The organism is Bradyrhizobium erythrophlei (assembly GCF_900129505.1).
In the GTDB taxonomy this organism is placed as follows: domain Bacteria; phylum Pseudomonadota; class Alphaproteobacteria; order Rhizobiales; family Xanthobacteraceae; genus Bradyrhizobium; species Bradyrhizobium erythrophlei_D.
On the sequence record NZ_LT670818.1, the window covers coordinates 6025595 to 6038274 of the forward strand.

Here is a 12680-nt window from a genome sequence, read left to right on the forward strand (position 1 = left end):
GGGGCGGGTTATTTCTTGCGCCTGCCGGTTGTCGACCGCTGCATCTCGGCTTCGAGCAGCAGCAGCAGGCAACCACTCAACCGATCCTCCATCTCACGGTCGTGAAGCGACAGCGGACCGGGATCGTTGAGGATGGCGTTGACCAGTGTTCCCAGCACCACCTGAAAGCCGAAGGCGATGCCGCGGGTCTTGGCGGCGGCGCGGCCTTTGCCCATGGCGCGGAGCAGGGCAGGCGTGGCGCAGGCGACGGACGCGCGCGCCAGACCCTTGAACGTCGTCCAGCGGTCGGGCCGCGTATCGTCGTGCTGCAGCGCGGCGCGCAGCACGCCTTCGTGGTTTCGGATCCAGCCGATGATTCCGCTGACCAGCACGCGGCAGAGTTCGGCAAGTGAGGTGTCCTTCAACGCCGCATTGGCGGTCATCGCCGACAGCCTGCGCGCGCCGTCGCGCGCGGCCAGTTCGATCAAGGCATTGAAATAGGCCTCCTTGCTCTCGAACCGGCTGTAAAACGCGCCGACCGTGGCGCCGACCTTCGCGCACAACGCTTCGATGGACAATTCGGCGAGGCTGCGCGTCCGCAGCATGTCGGCGCCGGCCTCCAGCAGTGCCGCCGTCATCTCGCGGCTTCGCTTCTGCCGCGACGGCGTGACGCCGGGAAAGTCCAGATGGTCCGCCTGGCGCGGCATCCGCGGTTGCACTCCGACGTAAAATAATCATAATCATAATTCGGATTACGGTTTCTGGCAATGCCTGGCACGGCGGCGGCGCCGGCCGCACGAGCGCCGGCAAGATTCGGGGCGTAGGCCCCGGTGAGACAGCGGCGAACGGCGGATCAACTGCCGCGCCATCACACGGGGAGGGAACCCATGAGCGCAGGCAGCGACGAAGGTTTTCGCGGCACCATCGGCAAGACCATCGCGAGTTCAAAACCCTGGTGGCCGCCGGCGCCAAAGCCGCCCGCTGGCGCGCCCAACATCCTGGTGGTGCTGTTCGACGACGTCGGCTTTTCCGATTTCGGCTGCTACGGCTCGCCGATCAAGACGCCGACCATCGATACGCTGGCGACGGAGGGCCTGCGCTATTCGGGTTTCCACACCACCGCGATGTGCTCGACCACGCGCGCGGCGCTTCTGACCGGACGCAACCACCATTCGGTTGGCGTCGGCTGCCTCGCCAATTTCGATTCAGGCTATCCCGGCTATCGAGGCAAGATCGCGCGCGAGGCCGGAACGCTCGCCGAGATGCTCAGGGCCCACGCCTATCGCAATTACATGGTCGGCAAATGGCATGTCACGCCGCTGACCGAAAGCGGTGCGACCGGGCCTTTCGACGGCTGGCCGCTCGGCCGCGGTTTCGATCGCTTCTACGGCTTTCTCGACGCCGAGACCGACCAGTTCGCGCCGGAGCTGGTGTCCGACAACACCCATATCGATCCGCCCGCAACCTTTGCCGAAGGCTATCATCTGACCTCGGACCTGGTCGATCAGGCGATCCGCTTCATCGGCGACCACATCGCCGACCGGCCCGATCTGCCCTGGCTGACCTGGGTTGCCTTTGGCGCCTGTCACGCACCGCATCAGGCGCCCGCCGACATCATCAAAAGCTACGACGAGGTGTTCGCGCACGGCTGGGATGTCGAGCGCGAGCAGCGGTTGGCGCGGCAGAAGGCGATGGGGATCGTGCCGCACGATACCAGGATGCCCGCGCGCAACGATGGCGTGAAAGCCTGGGAGGAGCACAGCGCCGACGAGAAGCGGCTGTTCACGCGGCTACAATCGGCGTTTGCCGGCATGCTCGATCATGCCGATCGGCATCTGGCGCGGCTGATCGCGTTTCTGGAAACCGCTGATATGCGCGACAACACGCTGATCCTCGTGCTGTCGGACAACGGCGCGAGCCAGGAAGGCGGACCGTCTGGTTTCGTCAATGCGATGGGGCCGTATAATTTCCGCCCCGAGCCGATCGCGGAAAAGGTGCGGCGGATCGACGATATCGGCGGACCGGATTCGCACAATAATTTCCCGCATGGCTGGGCGATGGCGTCCAACACGCCGTTGCGCCGCTACAAGCAGAACACCCATGGCGGCGGCATCCGCGATCCCTTCGTCATTTCATGGCCGAAGCGGGTGCCGGCAAGGGGCGAACTGCGCCATCAGTTCGTGCACGCCAGCGATCTGGTGCCGACCTTGCTCGAACTGGTCGGCGTCGAGGCCCCGAATGAAATTGCCGGCTGCCCCCAGATGCCGATCGAGGGCGAGAGCTTTGCGCGTTCCATCAAGGAAGCGTCGGCGCCGTCAAAGAGCTCGCCGCAATATTTCGAAATGTTCGGGCATCGCGGCATCTGGCGGCAGGGCTGGAAGGCGGTCGCGTTTCATCCGCCGGGCACGCCGTTCGAGAATGACAAATGGGAGCTGTTTCATCTCGACCGCGACTTTTCGGAGGTCGACGATCTGGCTGAGAAAGAACCGGACCGCCTGGCCGGCCTGATAAAATTGTGGTGGAGCGAGGCGGAGAAGCGCAAAGTGCTGCCGCTCGACGACCGCTTCGCGGCGCGCTTTGCCGAGAACGCCGCGCGCTTTCAGGGCGCTCGCAACCATTTCGTCTTTCACGCCGGCATGGGTCATGTGCCCACCGATGTCGCCCCGGACGTACGCAGCCGCAGCTATACCATCGAAGCCCATGTCGAGATCGACAATGCCGGCGCCGAAGGGGTGCTGATCGCGCATGGCGACGCGACCTCCGGCTACAGCCTTTACATCAGGGACGGGCACCTCGTTCACGATCTCAATATCGGCGGCGGCCACGAAATCCTGCGTTCGGATCGCAAGGTCCCGGCAGGCGCGCGTCGATTGGGCGTGCGCGTCGAACGGCTGGTGCGGGAAACCCCGCCGGCCAAGGGCGCCCGCACCGGATTCAGCGCCTATACGCTATTGATCGACGGCGAGCCCGCGGGCTCACTGCAGACCCAGCTGGCATTCAATAATTTCATCTCCTGGTCCGGCCTCGACATTGGCCGCGATCGCTCGAGCCCGGTGTCGCATTACCAGGCGCCGTTCGAATTCACCGGCCGGTTGCTGCGGGTCACGGTTGCCATGCATGACGACCAGAAACTCGATGGTGATGGCGTCGGCAACGCGGAAATGGCGCGGCAGTAAATGGCGAGGGGCCGAAGCCCGATTACTTGATCTTGTCGTAGGCGGGCGCAAAATCGGCAAGCGGCATCGGAATCGTGATGGTTTCCTTGGCCATGTTCTGAAACGATACTTTCATCTGCTTGCCCGATTTCATGGCCGCCAGCAAATCCGGGGCGATCGGGGTGCTGGCGTAGCAGCCCCGCGCTTCGCAGGTCTGGATCTGTAGGTCGATGACCTTGCCGTCATCGACCTGCAATTTGGCGCCGACAGGCAAGTTAAGTCCCAGCGGCAATTGCACCAGCAGAACCGGCGCGTGGGTATCGCTGGGCACGCGAACGTTGACCAGCACGATCAGCTGTCCGGTCTTGGTGAGGACGGCGGTCTGCTCGATCGCGCATTCCAGCGGCGCTTCGCGGCTTGCGCTGGTACAGCGCGCGATCCAGCCGGGCTGCGGCGCTGCGCCAGCGACCGGCGTTTCGGCTGGAGATGCCAGGGGCGCCGCGTTGCTCTGCGCCGTGTGCGGCGCGGATTTGGATTTAGGCGCCCGGGCGTGGCCGGATGATCCCAGAGCGGCGAGGGCGACCACAACGGCGAGCCTGGCGAAGATCTTCACTGAACCGGCTCCGAAATCTGGTTCGGATGTGCCTGTACGCGGACAAAGTCAAGTCACTCGGCAGCTTGCTTGATCGAGCCTTGCTCGCTTTCGCCGTGATCCTGATCGGCATCTCCCGATCGTCCCCAGCCTGCAAACCAGTTCGAGAGCCGGTCGAGATAGAGATACACCACCGGAGTCGTGAACAGCGTCAGCGCCTGGCTGACGATCAGGCCGCCCACCATCGCATAGCCGAGCGGCTGGCGGATTTCCGATCCGGTGCCGGTGCCCAGCATCAGCGGCACGCCGCCGAGCAGGGCTGCCATCGTCGTCATCATGATCGGACGAAACCGCAACAGCGCCGCCTGCCGGATCGATTGCTCCGGGGTGAGATGATCGTCGCGCTCGGCGGAGATCGCGAAGTCGACCATCATGATCCCGTTCTTCTTGACGATGCCGATCAACAGGATGACGCCGATCAGTGCGATCAGGCTGAAATCAAATCCGAATGCCATCAGGATGGCGAGCGCGCCGACGCCGGCCGAAGGCAGCGTCGAGAGAATGGTCAGCGGATGGATGTAGCTCTCGTAGAGAATGCCGAGGATGAGGTACACCACGACCAGCGCCGCCAGGATCAATAGCGGCACGGTGCTCAGCGATTGCTGGAACGCCTGGGCGGTGCCCTGGAAGCTCGAATTGAGGGTCGGGGGCGCCCCGAGTTCGACCATCGACTTTTGCACGGCATCAGTGGCCTGGCCGAGCGCGACGCCCTGCGCCAGGTTGAAGCTGATGGTGATCGCCGGGAACTGGCCCTGGTGGCTGATCGAGAGCGGCCGGACCGGCACGCTGGTCCAGCTCGCGAATGTCGCCAACGGCACCTCATCGCCCGTGGTCGGCGACTTGATGTAGATCTTGCTCAGCGTGTCGAGGCTGCCCTGCAGGTCCGGCAGGATTTCCAGGATCACGTGGTAGCTGTTGAGCTGGGTGAAATACTGGGTGACCTGGCGCTGGCCGAACGCGTCGTAAAGCGTGTCGTCGATCAGCTGCGGTTGGATGCCGTAACGGGCCGCGGTGTCGCGATTGATCTTCAGCTCGAGCGTCGTGCCCTGGGTCTGCTGGTCGGTGGCAACGTCGCGCAGCTCCGGCAGGGTCTGCATCTTCGCCAGGATCTTCGGCGCCCATTCGTTCAGCTCGCCGAGATTGGCATCCTGCAGCGTGAATTCGAACTGCGTGCGCGTCGGCCGGCCGCCAAGCCGTACGTCCTGCGCCGCCTGCATATAGAGGCGGGCGCCCTCGACCTTTTCCAGTTTGGGACGCAGGCGGGCGATGATCTGCTGGGCGGAGGCGCTGCGCTCGTTGCGCGGCTTCAGCGTGATGAACAGGTTTCCGTTGTTGCCGGCCCGGCCGCTGCCGCCGATCGCCATCGCCACGCTGGCGACGTCGGGATCGGCCTGCACGATCTTGCCCAATGCCTCCTGGTGCTGCTGCATCGCCACGAAGGAAATGTCCTGCGAGGCCTCGGAGGTGGCGGTGATCAGGCCGTTATCCTGCTGCGGGAAGAAGCCCTTGGGAATGACGATGAAGAGGTAGACCGACAGCGCCAGCGTCGCGAAGAAGACCAGGAGCGTCATCTTGCTCCAGCGCAGCGCGAGGTCGAGGCCGCGCTCATAGGCGTGCAGCATCGCGTCGAACCCGCGTTCGCTCCATTGATAGAATTTTCCGTGTTTGGATTCGCCATGCGCGCGCAGGAAGCGCGAGGCCATCATCGGCGTCAGCGTCAGCGACACCACCATCGACACGAAGATCGTCATCGCCAGCGTCACCGCGAATTCGCGGAACAGGCGGCCGATGATGCCGCCCATCAGCAACAACGGGATCAGCACCGCGACCAGTGAAATACTGATCGACACGATGGTGAAGCCGATTTCCTTGGCGCCCTTGAAGGCGGCGGCCATCGGCCTTTCGCCTTCCTCGATGTATCGGGTGATGTTTTCAAGCATCACGATGGCGTCGTCGACCACGAAGCCGACCGCGATGGTCAGTGCCATCAGTGACAAATTATCCAGCGTATAGCCGAACACCCACATCAGCGCGCAGGCGCCGAGCAGCGCCAGCGGCACCGTCACGGTCGGAATGACCGTCGCCCAGAAACTGCGCAGGAAAATGAAGATGACCATGACGACCAGCGCGATGGTCAAGAGCAGCGTGTACTGGACGTCCTCGACGGCGGCGCGGATGGTCTGGGTGCGGTCGCTGATCAGTTCGATCTTGATCGCCGGCGGGATCGCCGCGACCAGTCGCGGCAGCATCGATTTGATCTTGTCGACGGTCTCGATGACGTTGGCCCCGGGCTGCTTGAACACCACCAGGAACACGCCGCGCTTGCCGTTGGCCCAGGCAGCTTGCTTGGCGTCCTCCGGTCCGGTGACGGCCTGACCGATATCCCGGACCCGCAACGGCCCGCCGTTGCGGTAGGCGATGATGACGTCGTTCCAGTCCTTTGAGTCCAAGAGCTGATCGTTGGCGTAGATCGTATAGGCGCGCGTTGCGCCGTCGATGTTGCCCTTGGGGCTGTCGACCGTCGTGATCGCGATCTGGCTGCGGACGTCTTCCAGCGACAGGCCCTTGGCGACCAGTTTCGCCGGATCGACCTGGACCCGGATCGACGGCTTCTGCTGGCCGCCGATGACGACCTGCGCGACGCCGGAGATCTGGCTGATCTGTTGCGCGAGCTGGGCGTCGACGGCGTCGCTCACGGTGGTCAAAGGCAGCGTGTCCGAGGTCGCCGACAGCAGCAGGATCGGCGAATCCGCCGGATTGACCTTGCGGTAGGTCGGCGGGGAGGGAAGGTTTTTCGGCAGTTGGCCGCTGGCGGCGTTGATGGCGCCCTGGATGTCATTCGCCGCGCCGTCGATGCTGCGGTTGAGATCGAACTGGATGGTAACGGCCGCCGTTCCCAGATAGCTCGTCGAGGTCATCTGGGCGATGCCGGGAATCTGCGCGAACTGTCGCTCCAGCGGCTGCGCCACCGAGGTGGCCATGGTTTCGGGGCTGGCGCCCGGTAGCGTCGCGGTGACCTGGATGGTCGGGAAGTCCACCTGCGGCAGCGGTGCGACCGGCAGCAGCGGATAGGCGACGAGGCCGATGAAAAGAATACCGGCCATCATCAGCGAGGTGCCGATGGGATAGCGGATAAAAGGTGCGGAAATGCCCTCGCTCTCGCTCATTCCTGCTTGACCCCGGCTTGAGCTGGATCCGAACTGGCCACCGTCGTGGAAACGGGGGTGCCCGGCTGGACCTTGTACACTCCGGCCGTGATCACCTGGTCGCCCGGTGACAGGCCCTCGTCAACGACCGAGCGTCCGTCGATCGATTGGCTGACCTTGACCTTGCGCAGTTCGGCCTTGTTGTCCTTGCCGACGGCGTAAGCATAGAGACCGTCGGTACCGTGCTGGATGGCGTCGTCTGGAACCACGGTGGCATCCTTCAGCGTCTTCACCAAAAGCCGCGTCGAGACGGATTGACCCGGCCACAAGGCATGGTCCTTGTTGTCAAACACCGCCTTGAGGCGAATAGTCCCGCTCGTCGTGTCGACCTGATTATTGACCACCGCCAAGGATCCCTGCGAGAGGGGTTTCTTGCCGTCCGTCGTCAGCGCGATGACCTTGAGGGGCTGAACCGACTGCGCCTCGTTTATATACGGTAATTGCTCTTCCGGCGCGGTGAAGATCACGGCAATCGGCTCGATCTGGGCTATCGTCACGACGCCAGTCTGGGTGGACGCGTTGACGATGTTGCCGATATCGACCTGACGCAGGCCGGCAACACCGGAAATCGGCGCTTTCACCTGGGTATAATCGAGCTGGGTCTGGGCGTTGAAGATGTTGGCATCGTCGGCGGCGAGCTGTGCGTTCAGCTGCGCCACGGTGGAGCGCTGGGTGTCGGTCTGCTGCCGGGTCGCGAACTCGCCGAGCTTGGTGTAGCGCTGCAGATCGAGATTGGCGTTGGCGAGATTGGCCTCATCCTGCGCTTTTTTGGCCTTGGCCTGATCGAGAGCTGCCTGATAGGGCCGGGGATCGATCTCGACCAGCAGGTCGCCCTGGTTGACGAGCTGGCCTTCCTTGAAGGCGACCTTGTCGATCTGGCCGTCGACGCGGGTACGAACCACCACGGTATTGAAACCCTGAACGGTCCCAAGGCCGGTTAGATAGACCGGAAAGTCCGTTTTCTGGACCGGCGCGATGGCGACGCGGACCGTAGGCCGCGCCGATTTTTGCGCGTTGTTAGCGGTGGCTGCCTGGTTGCCCTGGAACCGCTGCCAGCCGTAATACCCTGCCGCGGCGAGCACGGCAGCCAGCAAAATCCAACGGATCATCCGCGCTACGGTCATGTGAGCTCATGTGTTCAAAATTAAGTCATGGGTCTTCAAAACGTTTCCCACCGTGCAGATATAATATGCGTGCACTTTATGTGTAAACACACTATAGCTTGAAGAAACCTAAACAATTGGAAAGCTTTGGGGGGCGGAAACTACGGTATGTCTCTCGATCTGAAACGCCAGCTCGTTGCGCAACTTGTCGAAAGCTCGCGTCTGTTACGCAACTATATCGATCATCGCGCCAAGGGCCGCGGCACCACGCGCGCGCAGTGGATCGTGCTGTTCCGGTTGCGGCAGCAGGAGGGGTTGTCCCAGGTCGATCTGGCCGAGGTGCTGGAACTGCAGCCGATCTCGCTGGTGCGCCTGCTCGATCGCCTGGTCGAGCATGGTCTGCTGGAACGGCGGCACGATCCGAAGGACCGGCGCGCCAACCGTCTATTCCTGACCGCGAGCGGCCGACAGCTTGTCGACGACCTCGACAGCCTGCGTGATTCCATCGCCTCGGATGTGCTGCAGGAAATCCCTGATGGCGCGATCGAGACCAGCCTGCAGACGCTCCGCGACATCAAGGAGCGGATGAAGGGTTTGGCCGAACCTTCCGGCACCATCGCAGCCAAGTAAGCGAACGGGTCATCCGGCAGCTCGACACACGCCGTGCGTTTGCCGCGACTTCGCATCCGCATTTCTCGAAATTGAACGTTTCCAATCTGGCTCATGCCGCGGCGCGTTGTCACCGCGGCGGGGGTCGTCCATACCACGGCGCGTGCGACTGTCGCGCTCCGATGGCGGAGCGCCATAGTTTGGGGAACACACGATGGATGAATTGAACGGACGCATGATCGCCTGCCAGATTCTGATCACTGGCCTGATCGCGCGGGTTGCCAACAATTCACCCGATCCGCTGCGATTTCTCACCGACTTTCGCGATGAAATCAGAGCCGTGGTGAAAGGCGTCAACATCGCCGGAATGGACAACACGGATCGCGTGCGGCAGGTCGCGCAGCGGACCGTCGATGAATTGTTTGCGCTGATGAAGCCGCCCAGCGTCGACTGAACGATGCAAGAAAGCCCGATTCGCAGCCACTTTTTGCATCAGTTTAGAGCGCTTACAAGCGTTGCTTTAGAACGATTCAAACTTCGATCTTAGAATCGTTTTGATCTGGACGTATTCAAGTAAACCAAAGCCGTAATCGCATTGACCCAAATTTTTGCGCTCGATACCAACACTCCATCGCTCGTTTGCAACTGAACCGCGTGAGCGAATGGGGATCTGGTTCGAGGGGCAAGTGGATGGGTCAGGCAATAGCACCGAGGTCGCTGCGTTCAGTCGCCGCAGTGAACCTCGTCAACGAAACATTTGAAAATTATTCGGGACGAAAAGTCTCGGCGGTTGCCGGCCTGATCGCAGTCGCATCGTTCTCGGGCGCCGAAGCCCAGCAATCCAACCTGCCGCCGGTGACGGTCGATGCGCCGGTCGAACGGCCGCGCCCTGCGATGTCAAAGCCTACCCCGGATCAGATTCGGGCCCGCAACGCGCTGCGCCGCGCCGCGCGGCGGACGCAGCCGGCACAGGTCGCGCCGGTGCCGTTTCCCAACGCCGGCGCCCTGAGCGCCGACCGCAACCCCTACGCGGATGCCGCGGCGCCCTACAAGGTCGATCACCTGCAGGCATCGGGAAAATTCCCCGAGCCACTGCTGAACACGCCGAAGACCGTCACGGTGCTAAGCAAGGAGGTTCTGGAAGACGAGAACGCCACCACGCTGAAGCAGGCGATCCTCAGCACCGCCGGCGTGACGCTTGGCACCGGCGAGGGCGGCAACGCCTTCGGGGACCGCTTCTTCATTCGCGGCTTCGATGCCCGCAACGATATCTTCCTCGACGGCGTGCGCGACGCCGGCGTTAGCGTCCGCGAGAATTTCTTCACCGAGCAAGTCGAGATCCTGCGCGGACCGGGCTCGTCCTTCGCTGGCCGCGGAACCACCGGCGGGGCGATCAACATCGTCTCCAAGCAGGCGACGAATGAAAAAAGCTTCTACAACATGGACACCACGTTCGGCACCGACAGCACCAAGCGCGTCGTGCTCGACGTCAACCAGGTCATCAGTCCGACGCTGGCGGTGCGCGCCGGCGGATTGTTCCAGGATGCCGGCGTGGCGGGCCGCGACTATATCAAGGACGACCGCAATGGCGGCTTCGTCACGGCGAAATGGACGCCGCTCGACACCGTCAAATTAACCGCGGGCTATATTCACACCGAGCTGCACGGATTGCCGGACTTCGGCGTGCCGTATTACCGTCCGAGCACGTCCACTACCGCCGGCGGTCCGTTCCCGGATTTCGGCGCCAACCGCAACAATTTCTACGGCTTCGTCAATCGCGATTTCTACCGGGTCGGGCAGGACATCGGAACCATCAACGGTGAAGTCCAGATCACCCCGGACCTGACCCTGAGCGACAAGGTCAGGGTTTCCCGCTCGACGCTGAACTATATCGGCACGATCCCGGAGTCGCCGGTGCTTGCCAATCCGCTTTCGGCCTCGACCTTCACCGCCAATCCGCAAAGCCGTTATCAGATCACCGACGTCGTCGCCAACCAGACCGAAGCAACCTACAAGTTCGCCACCGGCGGCTGGAAGCACACGGCACTCGGCGGCGTCGAAGTCTCGCGTGAAACCGCCAGCATCGACAAATATGTCGGCCTGAGCTCGGAAGTGACCATCGGCACGCCGTTCACCGGCAGCGGATCGCTCAGCGGCATCAGCGTCTTCAATCCGCAAGCGACGTTTCTGCCGTTCGGATCGGCGGCGCTCTCGGGTTTGCCCACCAATCTCGGCATCGACACCAAGAGCGTCTATCTGCTGGACACCGCCAACTACAACGATCTCGTCATTCTCAATGGCGGCATCCGTTATGACGACTACAGCATCTCCACCAGCGGCTACGGCACGGTGAACGGGAAGGCGAACGTGTTTGGTTCGCAAGCCGCGGAGTTCGGTTTGCCGAACTTCAACCTCGGCCTCGTGCTCAAGCCGCTTCCGATCGCCAGCGTCTATGCGGCCTACGCGACCTCGTCGAATCCGGTCGGCGCCGAGTTCGACGGCACCAGCAGCGCCTATGGCGGGCTGGCGCCGACGCTCAACGGCGCCGCGAACCAGATTTTCGGGCCTGAAAAAAACACGGCGATCGAGCTCGGCACCAAGTGGGAGCTGTTCGACCGGCATTTGCTGCTGACGGCCGCGCTGTTCCAGACCGAAAAAGACAATGCGCGCGAATCGCAAAACGTCACTGCCGCTACCGCGACGGCGGCTTGCCCCTATCCGGCCAACACGACGGGCTCGGTGTCCTGCATCAGCGCCGGCGCGGCCTATCGCATCCGGGGCATCGATCTCGAAGCTGGCGGCAAGATCACCGACAAATGGAGCGTGTTCGGCGGACTCGTGCTGATGCAGTCGGAAGTGACGAAGTCGCTGATTCCGCCGGGCAATACAGCGCTGTACACGACGAACGTGGGGCTGCCGCTCGCCAACGTCGCGCACCAGTCGTTTAGCCTGCTGAGCAAATATCAGCTCACCGATGTCTGGGAACTCGGCGGGCAGGCGGTCTATCGGTCGAAGATGTATGGCGGCACCTATCTTGCCGCGAACCAGGGTACGTCGCTGCCGAGCTACTGGCGCTTCGATGCGTTTGCCGAGGCCAAGATCGACAAGAACTGGACCGCAAAACTGTTTGTCGCCAACATCTTCAACAAGCTCTATTACGACGCGTTTTACCAGAGCGCGGCGCCATTCGTTCTGGTGGCGCCAGGCCGCAGTGCCTCGCTGGTCATCTCGGCCAGGTTCTGACCGCCATGATGATCTGTGTCCCCCAGGTCCTCAGCAAAAACGAGGTGGCGGATTTCCGCCTCCTGATGGATGGCCACGCGTGGGAAGACGGCCGTTCCACCGCGGGCGCGCAGTCGGCCGATGTCAAAAGTAATGAGCAATTGCCGCCGGACAGCGAACTGGCACGCAAGCTCGGCAACCGCATCATCTCGGCACTGACGTCCAGTCCGCGGTTCGTCTCGGCGGCGGTGCCGCTGCAGATCTTTCCGCCGCTGTTCAATCGTTATGCCGCCGCGGGCGGGCACCATTTCGGCATCCACGTCGACAACGCCGTGCGCGGGGATCGTCTCAGCGGCTTGCGGATCCGGACCGATCTGTCGGTGACGCTGTTTCTGTCGGAGCCTTCGGAATATGACGGCGGGGAACTGGTGGTCGAAGACCTCTACGGCTCCCACGAGGTCAAGCTGCCGGCCGGCGATCTCGTGCTTTATCCCTCGTCCAGCCTGCATATGGTGACGCCGGTCACCCGCGGCATGCGCGTGGCGTCGTTTTTCTGGCTGCAGAGCATGATCCGGGATGCCCACGCCCGCAGCATGATCTTCGATCTCGATACGGCGATTCAGGAACTGGTCCAGCGTCTCGGCCGAAATGACCCTGAAACGGTCAAATTGACGGGTATCTATCACAACCTCATTCGCTACTGGGCCGAAGTATGAACACTTCGCTAGGCGCGATCCCCGAGATGTTATACTGT

At 62.7% G+C, this 12680-nt stretch carries 9 protein-coding genes; 5 read left to right on the forward strand and 4 right to left on the reverse strand.

What is annotated here, in order from left to right; all coding sequences use genetic code 11:
• Positions 1-8: 8 nt before the first annotated feature.
• On the reverse strand, positions 9-686 hold the full coding sequence (locus B5525_RS27885; RefSeq protein ID WP_079568877.1) for a TetR/AcrR family transcriptional regulator: 678 nt from the start codon (positions 684-686) through the stop codon (positions 9-11).
• A gap of 180 nt (positions 687-866) precedes the next feature.
• Between B5525_RS27885 and B5525_RS27890 the strand changes: the two genes are divergently transcribed.
• Positions 867-3155, forward strand: coding sequence for an arylsulfatase (locus B5525_RS27890; RefSeq protein WP_079568878.1), 2289 nt, complete (start codon positions 867-869; stop codon positions 3153-3155).
• Between the two features lie 22 nt (positions 3156-3177).
• Here B5525_RS27890 and B5525_RS27895 read toward each other — a convergent pair whose 3' ends face one another.
• The 3 genes from B5525_RS27895 to B5525_RS27905 are packed head-to-tail and all read right to left on the reverse strand — an operon-like array spanning position 3178 to position 8116.
• Positions 3178-3747, reverse strand: a complete 570-nt coding sequence (locus B5525_RS27895) for an invasion associated locus B family protein (RefSeq protein WP_079568879.1) — start codon at positions 3745-3747, stop codon at positions 3178-3180.
• A 53-nt stretch (positions 3748-3800) separates the two neighbouring features.
• Positions 3801-6953: an efflux RND transporter permease subunit gene (locus B5525_RS27900; RefSeq protein ID WP_079568880.1), complete on the reverse strand. Its 3153-nt coding sequence runs from the start codon at positions 6951-6953 to the stop codon at positions 3801-3803.
• Positions 6950-8116 carry an efflux RND transporter periplasmic adaptor subunit gene (locus B5525_RS27905; RefSeq protein ID WP_079568881.1) on the reverse strand — a complete coding sequence of 389 codons (1167 nt, stop codon included), beginning with the start codon at positions 8114-8116 and terminating at the stop codon, positions 6950-6952. Before B5525_RS27905 ends, B5525_RS27900 begins: the two co-directional genes overlap by 4 nt.
• A 147-nt stretch (positions 8117-8263) precedes the next feature.
• Here B5525_RS27905 and B5525_RS27910 point away from each other — a divergent pair, with 147 nt between their 5' ends.
• The 4 genes from B5525_RS27910 (at position 8264) to B5525_RS27925 (ending at position 12642) form a co-directional block, all read left to right on the forward strand.
• On the forward strand, positions 8264-8725 hold the full coding sequence (locus tag B5525_RS27910; RefSeq protein ID WP_079568882.1) for a MarR family winged helix-turn-helix transcriptional regulator: 462 nt from the start codon (positions 8264-8266) through the stop codon (positions 8723-8725).
• A gap of 193 nt (positions 8726-8918) precedes the next feature.
• Complete coding sequence (locus B5525_RS27915; protein ID WP_079568883.1) at positions 8919-9158, forward strand: hypothetical protein; 240 nt, start codon at positions 8919-8921, stop codon at positions 9156-9158.
• 236 nt (positions 9159-9394) lie between these two features.
• The gene (locus tag B5525_RS27920; protein WP_079568884.1) at positions 9395-11947 is read left to right on the forward strand and encodes a TonB-dependent receptor; all 2553 of its coding nucleotides are present in this window, start codon (positions 9395-9397) and stop codon (positions 11945-11947) included.
• A 5-nt stretch (positions 11948-11952) separates the two neighbouring features.
• A complete protein-coding gene (locus B5525_RS27925) occupies positions 11953-12642 on the forward strand; it encodes a Fe2+-dependent dioxygenase (RefSeq protein ID WP_079568885.1) in 690 nt (229 codons plus the stop codon).
• Positions 12643-12680 lie beyond the last annotated feature (38 nt).

Excerpts from the sequence above, each read along its gene's own strand:
- B5525_RS27925 (WP_079568885.1), top strand. The coding sequence starts at position 11,953 with ATGATGATCTGTGTCCCCCAGGTCCTCAGCAAAAACGAGGTGGCGGAT.
- B5525_RS27890 (WP_079568878.1), top strand. The coding sequence starts at position 867 with ATGAGCGCAGGCAGCGACGAAGGTTTTCGCGGCACCATCGGCAAGACC.
- B5525_RS27905 (WP_079568881.1), bottom strand. The coding sequence starts at position 8,116 with ATGACCGTAGCGCGGATGATCCGTTGGATTTTGCTGGCTGCCGTGCTC.
- B5525_RS27915 (WP_079568883.1), top strand. The coding sequence starts at position 8,919 with ATGGATGAATTGAACGGACGCATGATCGCCTGCCAGATTCTGATCACT.
- B5525_RS27910 (WP_079568882.1), top strand. The coding sequence starts at position 8,264 with ATGTCTCTCGATCTGAAACGCCAGCTCGTTGCGCAACTTGTCGAAAGC.
- B5525_RS27885 (WP_079568877.1), bottom strand. The coding sequence starts at position 686 with ATGCCGCGCCAGGCGGACCATCTGGACTTTCCCGGCGTCACGCCGTCG.
- B5525_RS27920 (WP_079568884.1), top strand. The coding sequence starts at position 9,395 with ATGGGTCAGGCAATAGCACCGAGGTCGCTGCGTTCAGTCGCCGCAGTG.
- B5525_RS27900 (WP_079568880.1), bottom strand. The coding sequence starts at position 6,953 with ATGAGCGAGAGCGAGGGCATTTCCGCACCTTTTATCCGCTATCCCATC.